The sequence below is a fragment of the Microbacterium sp. bgisy189 genome, assembly GCF_965345345.1.
Classification (GTDB): Bacteria; Actinomycetota; Actinomycetes; order Actinomycetales; family Microbacteriaceae; genus Microbacterium.
Genome location: NZ_CBDRMZ010000005.1, coordinates 22,393 through 37,224 on the forward strand (window position 1 = coordinate 22,393; position 14,832 = coordinate 37,224).

At 67.1% G+C, this 14,832-nt stretch carries 13 protein-coding genes; 10 read left to right on the forward strand and 3 right to left on the reverse strand.

Features of this window, described 5'->3' with window-relative positions; translation table 11 throughout:
- The first annotated feature begins 37 nt into the window (after positions 1–37).
- Genes ACSF8R_RS08210 through ACSF8R_RS08225 form a run of 4 tightly spaced genes read left to right on the forward strand, consistent with a single transcriptional unit; the run spans position 38 to position 4,860 of the window.
- On the forward strand, positions 38–1,342 hold the full coding sequence (locus ACSF8R_RS08210; RefSeq protein ID WP_434811378.1) for an O-antigen ligase family protein: 1,305 nt from the start codon (positions 38–40) through the stop codon (positions 1,340–1,342).
- Positions 1,335–2,453: a hypothetical protein gene (locus tag ACSF8R_RS08215; protein WP_434811379.1), complete on the forward strand. Its 1,119-nt coding sequence runs from the start codon at positions 1,335–1,337 to the stop codon at positions 2,451–2,453. Before ACSF8R_RS08210 ends, ACSF8R_RS08215 begins: the two co-directional genes overlap by 8 nt.
- The gene (locus ACSF8R_RS08220; RefSeq protein ID WP_434811380.1) at positions 2,450–3,316 is read left to right on the forward strand and encodes a sulfotransferase family protein; all 867 of its coding nucleotides are present in this window, start codon (positions 2,450–2,452) and stop codon (positions 3,314–3,316) included. Before ACSF8R_RS08215 ends, ACSF8R_RS08220 begins: the two co-directional genes overlap by 4 nt.
- Complete coding sequence (locus tag ACSF8R_RS08225; RefSeq protein ID WP_434811381.1) at positions 3,304–4,860, forward strand: lipopolysaccharide biosynthesis protein; 1,557 nt, start codon at positions 3,304–3,306, stop codon at positions 4,858–4,860. Before ACSF8R_RS08220 ends, ACSF8R_RS08225 begins: the two co-directional genes overlap by 13 nt.
- A gap of 54 nt (positions 4,861–4,914) precedes the next feature.
- On the opposite strand, the gene ACSF8R_RS08230 is transcribed toward ACSF8R_RS08225, so the two are convergent.
- The 3 genes from ACSF8R_RS08230 to ACSF8R_RS08240 all read right to left on the reverse strand — a co-directional run bounded on the left by ACSF8R_RS08230 (position 4,915) and on the right by ACSF8R_RS08240 (position 8,640).
- The gene (locus tag ACSF8R_RS08230) at positions 4,915–6,240 is read right to left on the reverse strand and encodes a carbohydrate binding domain-containing protein (protein ID WP_434811382.1); all 1,326 of its coding nucleotides are present in this window, start codon (positions 6,238–6,240) and stop codon (positions 4,915–4,917) included.
- Positions 6,241–6,499: 259 nt separating this feature from the next.
- Positions 6,500–7,675, reverse strand: a complete 1,176-nt coding sequence (gene cysC, locus ACSF8R_RS08235; protein ID WP_434811383.1) for an adenylyl-sulfate kinase — start codon at positions 7,673–7,675, stop codon at positions 6,500–6,502.
- Entirely contained in the window at positions 7,672–8,640 is a 969-nt protein-coding gene (locus ACSF8R_RS08240) for a sulfite exporter TauE/SafE family protein (RefSeq protein WP_434811384.1), read from the reverse strand. The genes cysC and ACSF8R_RS08240 overlap by 4 nt, the downstream gene beginning before the upstream one ends.
- A 212-nt stretch (positions 8,641–8,852) precedes the next feature.
- Between ACSF8R_RS08240 and ACSF8R_RS08245 the strand changes: the two genes are divergently transcribed.
- From ACSF8R_RS08245 to ACSF8R_RS08270, 6 genes are all read left to right on the forward strand, one after another.
- The gene (locus tag ACSF8R_RS08245; RefSeq protein WP_434811385.1) at positions 8,853–9,605 is read left to right on the forward strand and encodes a 3'(2'),5'-bisphosphate nucleotidase CysQ; all 753 of its coding nucleotides are present in this window, start codon (positions 8,853–8,855) and stop codon (positions 9,603–9,605) included.
- A complete protein-coding gene (gene cysD, locus ACSF8R_RS08250; RefSeq protein ID WP_434811386.1) occupies positions 9,605–10,525 on the forward strand; it encodes a sulfate adenylyltransferase subunit CysD in 921 nt (306 codons plus the stop codon). Before ACSF8R_RS08245 ends, cysD begins: the two co-directional genes overlap by 1 nt.
- Entirely contained in the window at positions 10,525–11,769 is a 1,245-nt protein-coding gene (locus tag ACSF8R_RS08255; protein ID WP_434811387.1) for a sulfate adenylyltransferase subunit 1, read from the forward strand. Before cysD ends, ACSF8R_RS08255 begins: the two co-directional genes overlap by 1 nt.
- Positions 11,770–11,888: 119 nt before the next feature.
- Entirely contained in the window at positions 11,889–13,034 is a 1,146-nt protein-coding gene (locus tag ACSF8R_RS08260; RefSeq protein WP_434811388.1) for a glycosyltransferase, read from the forward strand.
- The gene (locus tag ACSF8R_RS08265) at positions 13,031–13,291 is read left to right on the forward strand and encodes a glutaredoxin family protein (protein ID WP_434811389.1); all 261 of its coding nucleotides are present in this window, start codon (positions 13,031–13,033) and stop codon (positions 13,289–13,291) included. Before ACSF8R_RS08260 ends, ACSF8R_RS08265 begins: the two co-directional genes overlap by 4 nt.
- 61 nt (positions 13,292–13,352) lie before the next feature.
- A complete protein-coding gene (locus ACSF8R_RS08270; RefSeq protein ID WP_434811390.1) occupies positions 13,353–14,825 on the forward strand; it encodes an MFS transporter in 1,473 nt (490 codons plus the stop codon).
- The last annotated feature ends 7 nt before the right edge of the window (positions 14,826–14,832 follow it).

A 14,832-nucleotide genomic window follows, 5' to 3' on the forward strand; every position in this document is an offset into this window, starting at 1 on the left:
CGCGTTCGGACGTGTGTCATTGCCGCCGTCGTGGCCAGTGTGGGCTGCGACGGCCGCCTACCCGCTGTGGTGGGCACTCGGCGTCACGACGCTCGTGTACCCGGTGTTGGCGGTCGTGCTCGGCCTCTACCTCATGCGGATGCGGCCGCTGCGGCTCCCGCCGGCGTGGCTGCTGTGGGTGATGTTCCTCGTGGTCGTGGTGATGAGCGCGGTCATGCTCGGTGTCGATGCGCCGCAGACAGCGGTACAGGGCGGCATCGGGCCGTATGGCGCCTACGCGCTTCGCCTCATGAGCTACCTCGCATTCACCTTCCTTCTGCTGTACGTCGGCAACCACACCGACCGGTCGCTCCCGGTGCGCAGCGTGGTCGCCGCGATCTCGGTCATGGCCGCGGCATCCGGCCTGCTCGGGCTCGCCGGCCTGGTGGCACCGGACTTCTCCTTCCGCGCCCCCGCGAGCTACGTGCTGCCCAGCATCCTCGTCGGAGACGGCACCGTCCGGCTCGCACAGGTGCAGGACATCCTCGGCGAAGACGCACCGCGCCCCTCCGCACCGTTCGAGTACACGAACACCTGGGGCGAAGTCGTCTCGATGGCGCTCATCTGGCTCGTGGTCTATGCAGTGGTCTCGCGCCGGCTTCGTCCATGGATCGCGCTCATCGTCGCCGTGACAGCCATCCCGATTCTCGCCTCGTTGAATCGAGGCGTCTGGGTCGGCACCATCCTCGCGATCGTCTACGTCGCAGTGCGCCTCGCGATGCGCCTGCACTTCGCGCCGGTCGCCGCCATCACCGCCGCAGTCGTCCTCGGAGCAGGCCTGATCACCTTCACGCCCGCGAGCGAACTCGTCGAATCACGCATCGAGGCAGGGCACTCCGATCAGATCCGCGAGAACCTCGCCGCCGACGCCATCCGCCTCGCGAACGAATCACCGATCCTGGGGTTCGGCTCGACCCGCAAGACGCAAGGATCGTACGAGTCGATCGCGATCGGACCGTCCGCGGACTGTGAGCAGTGCGGCGAACGGGTCATCGGCAGCACGGGGCACCTGTGGCTGCTGCTGGTGGCGCAGGGCTGGCTCGGCACGATCCTGTACGTCGGTTTCTTCCTGTGGTCGCTCTGGACGTTCAGACGGGACCATTCACCGAGCGGTATCGCCGCGTCTGCGGTGGTGATCCTTTCGCTGTTCTACCTGTACTTCTACGCCGCGGTCGGCGTGCCGTTGGCACTCGCGATGCTGTCGCTCGCCGTGTTGTGGCGCAACCAGCAGACGGGCACCGACCCGTCGGCCAAGCGCGCCCATTCCCGTCGCGAGGTCGTTGGAAGCGGCATGCATGGATGACGCGCTCCGGCAGTGCCTCGCCGACATCATGGTGCCCCCGACGGGGCCGGTCCGGGTCCTCGCGGTCCCCCGCGCCAAGGCGCCGCGCGCCTACGTCTCAGCCGCCCCGGCCCTCGCAGCGACCCGACTCGTGCGGCACCAGTACGGCGGCGGGTCACTCAAGCGACGCCTGCAGACCGGCGTGCTCACCGGCCTTGCCGCGAGCGGCATCGCGGCGCGCGTCTCGCCCTGGCGGGTTTCCGACTGGCGGGCGCCCGACGCCCGCGTCTTCCACGACTGGGTTCGGGGCGTGCTGAGCCGTGACGTTCGTGTCGGCGCGGTGCTCATCGGCCCTCCACGCGCGAACCGCAAGCCGGTCGTCCTGCTGACGGACCGTCGCGGTGAGCTCGTCGCCGTCGTGAAAGTCGGTTGGGATGCCGTCACCGCCCCGCTCGTGCGACAAGAAGCAACCGCCCTGGCGGAGGTCGAACGCGCCGTCGGTTCGAAGGTGCACGTGCCCCGATTGGTCGCGACGACGCAGTGGGGGGCGGTCGAGGCCATGATGATGGCGCCGCTGCCCAGGCTCGATCGGACGCGCGCCGTGGAGCGGTCGGTCTTGGTCGACACGGTGCGGCGGGTCGCGGGTGCGCAGGTGGTTCGCGCGCCGTTGGATGTGGGGCACGACCGGATGGCTCCTCTCGTCACCGCCGCCCGACACATCGACGCCAGGACCTCGGCCGTCGTGCACGGTTCGTCACACGGCGACCTCCACGCCGGCAATCTCGGCGTCGCCCGCGACGGGATGCCGGTGTTGTGGGACTGGGAACGTTGGCGCAGCGGTCTGCCGGTGGGATTCGACCTGCTGCATCACGACGTGCAGCGCTGGGTCACGGCCGACGGGCTCGCACCGCGACAGGCGGCGGATCGCCTCCTGCGCACGGCGCCCGCCATCCTCGAACCTCTCGGCATCACTGCTCCCCTGGCCCCGGTGGTCGCGGCGGACTACCTCATCCGACTGGCCGCGCGGTATGTCGAAGACGGGCAGGACGAGGCGGGCTCTCGCCTCGGCGCTGTCGAGAATTGGATCTTTCCCGCCATCATGGACTGGTATCGCGAACAGGAGCACCGATGACGACGACCAAGGACCTGCTACGCCCGCTGCAGCCGCTGGCCCGCTCCGTGATCGGCGCGACGGCCACGGCGACGTCACGGCTGCGGATGCGGCCCGACTTCCTCATCGTCGGCGGACAACGCTGCGGCACGACCTCGTTGTTCAAGACCCTCGCGCAGCACCCGGAGGTCGCGCGTCCGTTCGCGTTCAAGGGCGTCCACTACTTCGACATGCACCATGACCGCTCGTTCGGGTGGTACCGCGGGCACTTTCCGATCCGCATCACGTCGCAGCTGAAGCGCCTCGGGCGCCGAGGGCCCATCACGGGCGAGTCCAGCCCGTTCTACGGCTTCCATCCACTCGCGCCGCAGCGCATCGCTGCAGAACTGCCCGGCGTGCGTCTTCTCATGCTGCTTCGCGATCCGGTCGAGCGCGCGTACTCGGCCCACAGCCACGAGCGCGCACGCGGGTTCGAGACCGAGACGTTCGAGCGCGCCCTCGAGCTCGAAGAGGAGCGTACCCACGGTGAACGCGAGAAGATGCTCGCGGACCCGACGTACGTCAGCTTCCACCTGCAGCACCACGCCTATCTCGCCCGCGGACGCTACATCGAGCAGATCGAGGCGCTCGAGGCGGCCGTCGGGCCGGGCAGACTGCACGTGGTCGACTCACAGGAGTTCTTCACCCGACCGGAGGAGACCTTCGCGGGCGTGCTCGACTTCCTGGGGCTACCGCCGCATGACGGCATCACGTTCGAGCGGCACAACGCTCGCGATCGCAACCCGATGAAGTCCGATATGCAACAGCGTCTGCTCGCGAAGTTCGATGAGACGGATGCACGCCTGGCGCGCTGGTGGGGACGACCGTTGTCATGGCGCGAGTGACGGCGAGTCGGCATTCCGCTGCACACGACGAAGCGGGCACTCGCTCCGTCGCGCGCGGCGGGATCGCGAACCTCGCCGGCGCCGCGTACTCGGGACTGGCGACCTTCGCAATCACGGCAATCGTCACCCGCATTGCACAGCCGGCGGATGCAGGCGTCTACTTCTCCGCGATCTCCATCCTCCTCATCGCCGTCGCGCTCGTCGAGGTCGGGGTGCCGGTCGGTTACGTGTACCTGCTCGCGCGGTACCGCAGCACCGGACGGACAGCACTGCTTCGATCGGTGCTGACGACAGGCGCGGTTCCCGTCCTGGGGCTCGGCGTCCTCGTGGTCTCGCTGGCCCTGATCTTCCGCGAGCCCCTCGGTGCGGCTCTGATAGGCGCCGATGTCGAGGCGCACGCGACGATCGTGGCCGTCTTGTGTTGTGGATTGTTGGCCGCGATCGTCGCGGACTCGTTGTTGGGGGCAACGCGCGGGTTCGGTGTGATGCGGCCGACGGTCGTCGCCGACAAGTTCGTCAATCCGACGGTGCAACTGACTGCCCTCCTGTTGCTCGCGCTGGCGGGCTGGACCGGGGGCGCCGACCTGGTGTGGACGCGCGTCGTCGGGTTCGCGGCCGTCGTGATCGTCGCCGCTCCGTGGCTCTCGCGCCTGCTCCGCCGCCATCCTTCCCCCGAAGGCGCACCCGCGCGTGATCGGTGGATGCCGCGACGCGAGACGGTGGGCGAGTTCTGGCGGTTCAGCGGGCCGCGCGCCATCGGACAATTCGCACAGGTGGGCATCCAGCGGGTGGACATCATCTTGATCGCACTGTGGGTGGGCCCGGTCGAGGCTGCGGTCTACGCAGCCGCGAGCCGCTTCCTGATCTTCGGCCAGCTCGCTGCCAATGCCATCGGGACAGCAGTGCAGCCGCGATTCAGCGCGTTGGCGGCGCGCAATGAGATGGGCCCCCTGCAACACCTGTATCGAACGTCGACGGCGTGGGTCATGTTCGCGACATGGCCCCTGTATCTGACGTTCATCGTGCAGGCAGAGTGGCTCATGATGGTGTTCGGTGCCGACTATGCACGCGGCGCACCGGTTCTGCAGTTGCTCGCGGCCGCCATGCTCGTGGCGACTGCCTGCGGCGCCGTCGATGCCGTGCTCCTGATGGCGGGCCGTTCGACGTGGACCATGATCAACGCCTGGGTGGCGCTGATCGTCAACGTCGGTCTGAATGTGTGGTTGATCCCGGAGCTCGGCATCCTGGGTGCGACGATCGCGTGGATCGCGGCGATCCTCGTCAACAATCTGGTTCCGTTGGTGCAGGTTCGGGCCGGGCTCGGCGTGCACCCGCTCGGACGGCTGACAGTGCTTGCCGCTGCCATCCCCCTCCTGCTCTTCGGGCTCGCGCCGTGGGTCGTAGGGCTACTCGGCGGCGGTGTGATCGGTGCGACAATCTCGTTTGCATCTGGCGTCGCGCTCTACCTCCCCGTGCTGTGGCGACTTCGACGAGAACTCGGGATAGCCGGGATGCTGCGGTCTCGAGGTGGCGCTCGGTCTTGATTCGCGACGGATCGGATCGTGGGGCTCCCGGATCCGAGAGCCCCACGATCGGTGTCAACCGGTGACCACCTCGCGCCACGCCGCCTTTGATGGCGCGTCCGCGAGGCGGAAGTCACGCTTGGCGATGGTGTCGAAGTAGGTCACGAACAGCGCGCCTTGGCTGTCGAGGTAGCTCGCGATATCGCGCAACCACGAAGCTCGCTTCGCTCCCGTGTCACCGCCCATCAGCATCGATCCGGTCTCTGCGATGGCGAAGGGCTTGCCCTGTGCCTTCGAGGTCGCGATCACCTTGTCGTAGATGGACGCGGGCGTCCGGTACTCGGTGTTGTTGGTCCACGGGTTGTACGGGTCCCAGCCGAGAACGTCGATCGAGGCGGATCCCGGATAATAGTCCGAGAACGTTCGCCCGGAGCGCGAGTCGACGGTCCAGTCCATCAGCACCAGCATCGAGTGCAACTTGGGCTGGCAGGTCTCATCGGCAATCGCAGCGATGCGCTTCCATGCCGCGCGGTAGTCGGCCGCAGTGAACTCTCCGGCCTCGATGTTGTCTTCGGGTTCGTGGAAGTACGTCCAGTACACGTCGACAGATTGTGGCGCGGCACGGAACCAACTGCGAAGCGTCGCGTCGTACTGACCGGACAGGACTGCCTTGGGAGCAAGCTTGAAGGACACCGACAAGTCCGCCCCTTCGACGACTGATGCCGCGTTCCAATTCGGAACGCCGGGATGGAAGATTCGAACGACATCAGCTGCACCGTACGTCGACTTCGCGTATGCCCAGGCCTCGCGGAGTGGCTTCCCCCCCGGAATGTCGAGGGCGTACCCGAAGTCCGTTTCGGAGCCGAAGGACGAGGGGGCGCATGCCCCGCTCACGGGATTCTCGACAGGAGCAGGCGTGGTGGGCGACGTCGCACCACCACCTGAAACGACCCGAAGCGAGACGTCGTCGACCTGCAACGGCTGGTAGGCCTTTGCGTCGGAGGCGACCATCGCGATGTTGAGCTGGGCGCCGGCACGGGTCGTGGTGAAGGTCGTCGAGACCGTCTTCCACGTCGAGTCGGTGAGCGTGAAGGGGGCGGTGTGGTGCAGTTTTCCGGCCGTTGAAACCTCGTCGACGCGCACATCGCCGGTGAGCGAACCGTTCTGCGTGCGGACCTTGGCGGTCAGTTCGTAGGTCACGCCGGCTTTGGCGCTGGGGACGGTCGAGGTGACATCGCCCATGCGGAGCGCACCGCCGCCAGATCGCCAGAGTGTGGCGTAGGCGCTGCGGGAGCCTTCACGGAGGACGAGCTTCTCCGGCGACCCGGGGGCGACGTGCCAGCCGGTCAGGCCCTGGCTGAAGTCACCGTTGGTGACGAGTTCGGTTTCGGCGGCCGACACCGCTTGAGCGGCCCCCAAGACGAGGGCGATGGATGCGGCGCCGGCGATCGTGGCTCGCGCGAGGCGACGCAATGGTTTTCGGACGGGTGACTGGGCAGTATGCGAAGTCATAGACGCTTTCGGGTAGGAGTCGGCCCCTCCCCCCCCGGGTGGCCTCATGGAAAACTGATATGAAATTGTTGTCTGGGGAAGGGTACCCTTTGCGTCCGAGCGCGACAAAACCCATGAGAGCTAATTAACTGAGCACATGAGAGCTGGTTCATGAACCGCTGACGAGGGACTTCTCCCGCAGCATGCGTTCTACCCGCTCCACACACTCCTCGACCGACAGCGTCGAAGTGTCGATCCGAAGGGCCGGGTCGACCGGCGCTTCATAGGGCGAATCGATGCCGGTGAAGTCGGTCAGCAACCCCGCGCGCGCCTTCGCGTAGAGCCCCTTCCGATCCCGCCCCTCGGCGATGTGAAGAGGTGTCGCGACGTGGATCACGAGGAAGGGCGCGTTCGGCTCGACCTTCGTCCGCATCGCCTCGCGCGACGCCGCGAAGGGTGCGATCGGCGCACAGATCGCCAGCCCGCCGCCCTCGGCCACGCGTGCAGCGACCCACGCGATCCGTTGCACGTTCTTGTCTCGATCTTCGCGACTGAACCCCAGTTCAGAAGACAATTCGTGGCGAACATTGTCGCCGTCGAGGAGCACCGGGCGGTGCAACCCACGAGCCGCCAAATGCTGCGACACAGCCCGCGCGATGGTCGATTTTCCCGCCCCGGACAAGCCAGTGAACAACAGGACCGCCCCTCGAGACGGTGACGAGACGGGGCGGCGCAGATCGACGACCTCGGCGGGACGGCGACTGTCGGTCAGCAGCGAGACGGCATCGATCTCGGGGGTCCCGAGATCGGTATCGGGAACGAACCAGACGCGTGCGTCGGGCAACTGCTCGATGCACGCCTCCAAGTCTGCGAGCGCCTTGCCCGATACGACCGCGTCGGGGCCTCCGGCAAGGACGAAATCGATCGGGCGACCCTCCGCGAACGCGACCGCGCGTAGGACATCGGCAGCACACGCCTCCGACACGATGACGGCCACGCGACCCTCCAGATCCGTCTCGCGTCGCATCCGGCGATGCCGACCGATACCGTGCTCGGCAGCGCGAACCCCTCGCAGCGGCCCGGCGAGCCATGCACTGTCAACACCCAAGCTCGCGCCGGTCACGGTCAGGACGGCCAGCGGCGTGTTGTCGCGATCAGTCAGGGTCAGCTCGCCGCCTCGCTCGACGCTATCGACGAGGTCTGGCGGCACGCGCAGCATCGGGGCTGCCGTCGCGCCGCCGTGCTCCGGCAGGACGTATTCGGCGACCGGATGCACCAGCCCGCTCAGGATGAGCTCGAGACCCTCCAATCTCGATCCCTCCAGCGCAAGAGTGCCGATGGTCATTCCGACCTCCCGGGGCCGGCTTCGTCAGCGACGGCGCGAGAGGCTCGTTTTCGGCGCGCCTCGACGCTCGCCAACGCTGGAAAGCCCATCGACCGGCGAATCAACATCCAGACGATGGGACCGAGTGCCGCGACAGCCACGAGCACGATGCCGGTGACCTCGTTGCTCACGTTGAGCAGCTTCAGACCGGACGCGAGCAATACGAACGCGAGCGCGCGACGCACGATGCCGCCGGGCAGTCTGGCCGACAGTTGCGCACCGATGAAGGCACCGGGGACACTGCCGATGATCAGCGGCACGGAGATGCCCAGATCGAGATCCCCGTACAGTGCGTGACCGATCGCGGCTGAGATCACGAGTGGAACCGCCTGTACCAGGTCGGTTCCGACGAGCTGGCTCGCCTTGAGCCCCGGGTACAGCAGCATGAGCCCGATGATGATGAGCGACCCGGAACCGACCGACGTCATTCCCACGATGAGCCCGCCCACGACACCGAGAAGGATCGTCGGGATCGGCTTGACCACCACATGAGGCCGATCCTGCGGGAGCGGCTGCCCGCGACCGTCGCGTGATCGGGCGCGCTCGACAAGCCGCAAATAGGCCCGGACCATGAGCATCGAGGCGGTGAAGAGGATGGCAATGCCGAGGGCGATCTTGACGCCGCTCTGCACTGCTTCGGCCGTTCCCATCGCCTTCAACACGAAGACCCCGGCAAAGGCGGCGGGCACGGATCCGATACACAAATACCCGACCAGGCGCAGATTCACGGTGCCGCGCCGGAGGTGGACGAATGACCCGACCGGCTTCATCACCGCACTCGCTGCAAGATCACTCGACACGGCCGTCAACGGCGGCACGCCGAAGAACAGCACAAGCATCGGCGTCATCAACGCCCCTCCGCCCATGCCGGTCAAGCCGACGATGATGCCTACGGCGAAGGCCCCCAGAACCATCCCCCAGTCCATGGCGGCATTGTGGCATAGCATCCACCGCCTTGCCCACCCAAAAGATGATCAAACTCTCATCTGGCGGTGCGGTGGCCCCTTCTTGTAGGGTGAGCCTTCTGGGGGAGGACGCAACTGGGGAGTCGCGTCATACAGGTGGTGCGTGCACCGCCGGTACCGGGCGTCTGCGTACGCCCGGCCCCCCGCACCGATTGAGATCGGATGGGGGATGCATGGACGACAGCGCACTCGCGAGGATGCTCGCTGAGCACGCCGGGGCGGCACTGAAGGCGCTTCAGCGCTCGAGCGAGCCTGGATTGCTCGGCACACGTGAATTGAAGGATCTCGGCGACCGCACCAGCCAAGACCTGTTGGCGGCCGCCCTCGCCGAGCATCGACCGGCTGACGCGATTCTGTCCGAGGAGGCCAAGGACGACCCGGCACGACACACAGCCGAACGCGTCTGGATCATCGATCCGCTCGACGGGACCCGCGAATTCTCGGAAGGGCGAGAGGACTGGGCAGTCCATGTCGCTCTGTGGTCGGCGGGCGACCTCATCGCCGGCGCGGTCGCACTACCGGGCCTCGGCATCACGCTCGGCGCCGACGACCCGGTCCGCAGCTGGCCGACTCCCTACCCCGTACGCATCGCCGTCTCGCGCACGCGCCCGACGGCACTCGTCGTGGCCGTCGCACAAGAAATGGGTGCCGAACTCGTCCCGATGGGCTCGGCGGGGTTCAAAGCGTCGGCCGTCGTGCGCGGTGAGGTCGACGCATACCTGCACACCGGTGGCCAGTACGAGTGGGACTCTGCCGCGCCGGTCGCAGTGGCTCGGGCGGCGGGATTGTTCACGGCGCGGATCGACGGGTCTCCGTTGGAATACAACCGCGAGAACCCATATCTTCCGGATCTCATGATCTGCAACCCGTCACTCGCGGACGAGCTCCTCCGTCGAGTACGCGCCAACACAGTTGAGGGGGAATAATGGCGGAAACTGCTGACGACGTCGGCTACGGAATGACGCAACTCGATTACCTGGAGGCCGAGGCGATCTTCATCATTCGCGAGATCGTCGCCGAGAACGAGAGCCCCGGCATGCTGTTCTCGGGTGGCAAGGACTCGATCGTCATGCTGCATCTCGCGACCAAGGCGTTTGCCCCGGCATCTCTGCCGTTCCCGGTCGTGCACATCGATACGGGTCACAACTTCGACGAGGTGCTCGAGTACCGCGATCGACGCGTCGCCGAACTCGGCGCCCGACTCATCGTCGGGTCCGTGCAGGCCGCGATCGATGCGGGCCTCGTGCGCGAGGAACCGAACGGCTCTCGCAACCGCATCCAGACGCCGGTCCTGCTGAAGACTGCAGAAGACCACGGGCTGTCAGCCCTGATGGGCGGCGCCCGCCGGGACGAAGAGAAGGCCCGCGCGAAGGAGCGGGTGTTCTCATTCCGCGACGACTTCGGGCAGTGGGATCCGAAGAACCAGCGACCGGAACTGTGGTCGCTGTACAACGGGCGCATCCACCAGGGCGAGAGTATCCGCTGCTTCCCGTTGTCGAACTGGACCGAGCTGGACATCTGGGAGTACATCGCCCGGGAGGGCATCGAAGTGCCCTCCATCTATTACGCGGCCGAACGTGAGGTCTTCCTCCGCGGCGGCATGTACTTCGCCGTGAATCAGCACTGCACGCCGCGAGACGGCGAGGAGGTGTTCACCGAGACGGTGCGCTACCGAACCGTCGGCGATGCGACGCTGACCGCGGCTGTCCTGTCCGACGCGCGCACCGCCGAGGAGGTCATCGCCGAGGTCGCCGCGACCCGTGTGACCGAACGCGGCGCCACTCGCGGCGACGACAAGGTGAGCGAGGCCGCCATGGAGGATCGGAAGAAGGAGGGGTACTTCTGATGGACATCATGAGATTCGCGACCGCGGGGTCGGTCGACGACGGCAAGAGCACGCTCATCGGGCGTCTGCTGTACGACTCCAAGTCGATCTTCTCCGACCAGCTCGATGCCGTTGAGCGCGCGAGTCAGCAGCGCGGCGACGCCTACACGGACCTCGCCCTGCTGACCGACGGGCTGCGCGCCGAACGCGAGCAGGGGATCACGATCGACGTCGCGTACCGGTACTTCTCGACACCGCTGCGAAAGTTCATCATCGCCGACACCCCTGGGCACATCCAGTACACCCGCAACATGGTGACCGGCGCCTCGACCGCAGACCTTGCGATCATCCTCATCGATGCGCGCAAGGGCCTGGTCGAGCAGAGCAGACGGCACGCGACCATCGTGTCGCTGTTGCGCGTACCGCACGTCGTCCTGGCGATCAACAAGATGGACCTCGTCGACTGGTCGCAGGACGTCTACGAAGAGATCAGCGGCGCGTTCCGCGACTTCGCGGCGCGCCTCGATTTCGCCGATGTCACGGCCATCCCGATCTCGGCACTCACCGGCGACAACGTCGTCAGTCGCTCGGAGCACATGGACTGGTACGAGGGACCAGCGTTGCTCCATCACCTCGAGCACGTCTACATCGCGAGCGACCGCAACCTCGTCGATGTCAGGTTCCCGGTGCAGTACGTCATCCGCCCCCAGAACGGCCGCGGCGACTACCGAGGCTTCGCCGGACAGTTGGTCAGCGGCGTGGTGCGCCCTGGTGACGAGGTGATCGCTCTGCCGAGTGGGCTCCCCACCCGGGTCCGAACCGTCAGCACGGCAGACGGCGAACTGCAGGCCGCGTACCCACCGATGTCGGTGACGATCCAACTGGAGGATGAGGTCGACATCTCGCGCGGTGACATGATCTGCCGCCCCAACAATCAGCCCGAGATCACTCAGGACATCGACGCGATGATCTGCTGGATGGACCCCGAACCGATGCGCGTGGGCGCCAAGTATGTGATCAAGCACACGACGCGGACCGTACGCGCGCTTGTGAAGCACGTGCAGTACGAACTCGACATCAACAGTCTGCATCGTTCGCAATCGCCGACCGAGCTCGGGCTGAACGCGATCGGTCGCGTCAATCTGCGCACGACATTGCCGCTGCTATCCGACCCGTATCGCCGCAACAGGCAGACCGGATCGTTCATCGTCATCGACGAGGCGACCAATCGCACCGTGGGGGCCGGCTTCATCACAGAGAATTGATCGCTGCCGCCGGGAGCCGATGAGGGCCTTCCACAGTCCTCGCACATCCCCAGCCTGCTCATCGGCGAGCGCGGGTAAGGTGAGACGACCCGGCCCGCCCGAAGACTCGCGAGCAGCACATGGACCTGTCCATCATCGTCCCGACCTTCAACGAAGGTCCGAACGTCGATGAGCTGTTGCGCCGCATCGGCGAGACGCTGGGCGATCGCCGCTTCGAGGTGATCTTCGTCGATGACTCGACCGATGACACCCCGGAACGTGTGCTGGCGGCGGCCGAGCGCTCCCCCTTTCCGGTGCGGCTGCTCCACCGTGAGTCGGCGACAGCGGGGCTCGGCGGCGCGGTCGTGGAGGGGTTCCACCTGGCCGCCGCACGGTGGTGCCTCGTGATGGACGGCGATCTGCAGCATCCGCCCGAAGACATCCCCCGCATGCTCGAACGCGCCGAGGCAGGTGACGTCGACATCGTCGTGGCCTCACGGTATGCATCCGGCGGTGATTCGAAGGGATTGGCCGATGCGACGCGCACGACGGTCTCCCGCGCGTCGACCCTGCTCACGAAGTCGATGTTCCCCCGCAAGCTGTCGGGGTGCTCCGACCCGATGACGGGCTTCTTCCTCGTCGATCGGGAGGCGGTCGACCTCGAGGCGCTGCGTCCTCGCGGGTTCAAGATCCTGCTCGAGATCCTGGCGCGCCGCCAGTTGCGCATCGGTGAGGTGCCCTTCTCGTTCGCGCAGCGGTTCGCGGGCCAGTCGAAGGCGAGCTTCACGCAGGGCGTGCGCTTCTTGACGCAGTTGGCGATGCTGCGGTTCGGGCGCATGTCGGCCTTCGCGCTCGTGGGCGGCGCCGGGGCGATCGCGAATCTCGTGATCATGTGGGGGCTGATTCGGCTCGGCCTCGACTACGTGCCGGCGGCGATCATCGCGAGCGAGGTCACGATCATCGGCAACTTCCTGCTGCTCGAATACCTCGTCTTCGCCGACATGCGTGCCGAGTCGGGCAGGGTGACGCACCGCTTCGTGAAGTCGTTCACCTTCAACAACCTCGAAGCCGTCGTGCGCATCCCGGTGATGTCGGTGCTGGTCGAAGGCGCGCACATCCCGAGCGTGCTGGCGGCCGGACTCACGCTGGTCGCCGCGTTCGTCGTGCGTTTCGTGTTCCACGCGCTCGTGGTCTACGCCCCCAAACGCGGCGCGGTCTCTGCGGCGACCGCCCGCAAGGAGCCTGCGGCCTCAGCGTCGTCGGGTCGACGTACGCTGGATGCATGACATCCCCCACCGAGACCATCACGATGTTCGGTGCCGACTGGTGCCGCGACTGCCGTCGCACGAAGGCGCAGCTCGACAGCCTGGGCGTGGCGTACACGTACGTCGATCTCGAGGCCGATCCCGCGGCCGCCGATGTGGCGCGTGACATCTCGGGACGCACGAACATCCCCGTCGTGGTCTACCCCGACGCGACGCATCACGTCGAACCGTCGAACGACGACGTCGCCGCCAAGCTGCGCGAACTCTCCCTCATCTGACGCCGCATCCGCTGCACGGGCCTTGCTCGGCGCGGCCCCCGCGGGCGGATAGCCTGGCCAGATGGGCAACGATGCACCGCCGCGCGAGCTGACGCGCGGCACGGTCGCGCGCTACGCGGTCGGCTCGATCGGCACGGGCGGGTTCGGCACCCTGCCGGGGCTCGTGCTGCTGTACTACCTGACGGACAACCTCGGTGTGACGGCTGCGCTGGCGGGCGTGATCATGACGGTCGCGAAGGTGTGGGATGTCGTGATCGACCCCGTCGTCGGTGCCCTGACCGACCGCGACCTCGCGCGTCACGGCACACGACGACGCCTCATGCTCGTCGGTGCGCTCACGATTCCGGTCTTCTTCGCGCTGACGTTCGCGGTGCCGCCCACGCTCGGACCGGTGGTCGGCGCGATCTGGGTGCTGATCGCGTTCCTGTTGACGGCGACCGCATTCAGCCTGTTCCAGGTGCCGTACATCGCGTTGCCGGCAGAGCTCGCGACCCGATACGACACCCGCACGACGCTGCTCACGTGGCGGGTGGTCGTGCTGACCTTCGCGATCCTGCTGTTCGGCGCAGGCGGGCCCGTGCTGCGCGGGATCACGGGCGATTCGACGAGCGGCTACCTGCTGATGGGGGTCGTCGCCGGCGTCGTGATCGGCGTCGGGATGCTGGTGTCGACCGGTGTCGCCGGGCGCACCGCCCGCACCCGTTCGGCGATGACGGCGGCGGCGACGAGCTCTGCCGAGTACGCCGAACTGGTGGCAGGCCAGGTGTCGGGCCGCCCCGAGCACAACGCAGCGCGCGATGCGTCGACGTCGGGCGGCGGCATCCGCGACAATTTCCGTTCGGCGTGGGAGGCACTCACACGCAGCCAGCCGTTCCGCGCACTGCTGGCGACGTTTGTGCTGCAGGCGCTCGCGACCGGCCTCATGCTCGCGGGCGCGCAATACCTCGCGACGTGGATCATGCGGTCGGAGGATGCGGTGACGCTGCTGTTCGTCGCGCTCATCGCTCCGGCCCTGCTCGCGACGCCCGCGTGGGGCGGGTTGGCCCGGCGCATCGGCAAGGAGGCGGCGTTCGTGATGGCGAGCGCGCTGTTCGCCGTCGCCGCGACGAGCATCGTGCTCGCGCTGTGGGCTCCGGGCGACTGGATCTACATCCCGGTCGCGTTCGCAGGAATCGCGTACGCCGGCATGCAGTCGCTGCCGATGGCGATGCTGCCAGACGTGATCGCCCACGATGCGAGGCGGTACGGCGCGGGCCGGGCGGGCGCGTTCGGCGGCGTGTGGACGGCGGGTGAGACGACCGGGTTCGCACTGGGTGCTGCGGTGCTGGTGCTCGTGCTGCAGTTCGCGGGCTACGTCTCGCGCACGGCGGGCGAGAGCGTCAGCCAGCCGGATGCCGCACTGTCGGCGATCGTGCTGAGCTTCAGCATCGCGCCCGCCGCACTGATCGCGTTGAGCCTGATTCCGCTCTCCCGCTACCGGCTGCGCCGCAGTGATATCGAGAGAGGGGACGTCGACCGACGTGACATCGACTGAGAAGACC

What these genes read in the sequence shown, in the direction of transcription:
- ACSF8R_RS08215 (WP_434811379.1), top strand. Translation starts at nt 1,335, where the DNA reads ATGGATGACGCGCTCCGGCAGTGCCTCGCCGACATCATGGTGCCCCCG.
- ACSF8R_RS08220 (WP_434811380.1), top strand. Translation starts at nt 2,450, where the DNA reads ATGACGACGACCAAGGACCTGCTACGCCCGCTGCAGCCGCTGGCCCGC.
- ACSF8R_RS08225 (WP_434811381.1), top strand. Translation starts at nt 3,304, where the DNA reads ATGGCGCGAGTGACGGCGAGTCGGCATTCCGCTGCACACGACGAAGCG.
- cysC (WP_434811383.1), bottom strand. Translation starts at nt 7,675, where the DNA reads ATGACCATCGGCACTCTTGCGCTGGAGGGATCGAGATTGGAGGGTCTC.
- ACSF8R_RS08240 (WP_434811384.1), bottom strand. Translation starts at nt 8,640, where the DNA reads ATGGACTGGGGGATGGTTCTGGGGGCCTTCGCCGTAGGCATCATCGTC.
- ACSF8R_RS08245 (WP_434811385.1), top strand. Translation starts at nt 8,853, where the DNA reads ATGGACGACAGCGCACTCGCGAGGATGCTCGCTGAGCACGCCGGGGCG.
- cysD (WP_434811386.1), top strand. Translation starts at nt 9,605, where the DNA reads ATGGCGGAAACTGCTGACGACGTCGGCTACGGAATGACGCAACTCGAT.
- ACSF8R_RS08255 (WP_434811387.1), top strand. Translation starts at nt 10,525, where the DNA reads ATGGACATCATGAGATTCGCGACCGCGGGGTCGGTCGACGACGGCAAG.
- ACSF8R_RS08260 (WP_434811388.1), top strand. Translation starts at nt 11,889, where the DNA reads ATGGACCTGTCCATCATCGTCCCGACCTTCAACGAAGGTCCGAACGTC.
- ACSF8R_RS08265 (WP_434811389.1), top strand. Translation starts at nt 13,031, where the DNA reads ATGACATCCCCCACCGAGACCATCACGATGTTCGGTGCCGACTGGTGC.
- ACSF8R_RS08270 (WP_434811390.1), top strand. Translation starts at nt 13,353, where the DNA reads ATGGGCAACGATGCACCGCCGCGCGAGCTGACGCGCGGCACGGTCGCG.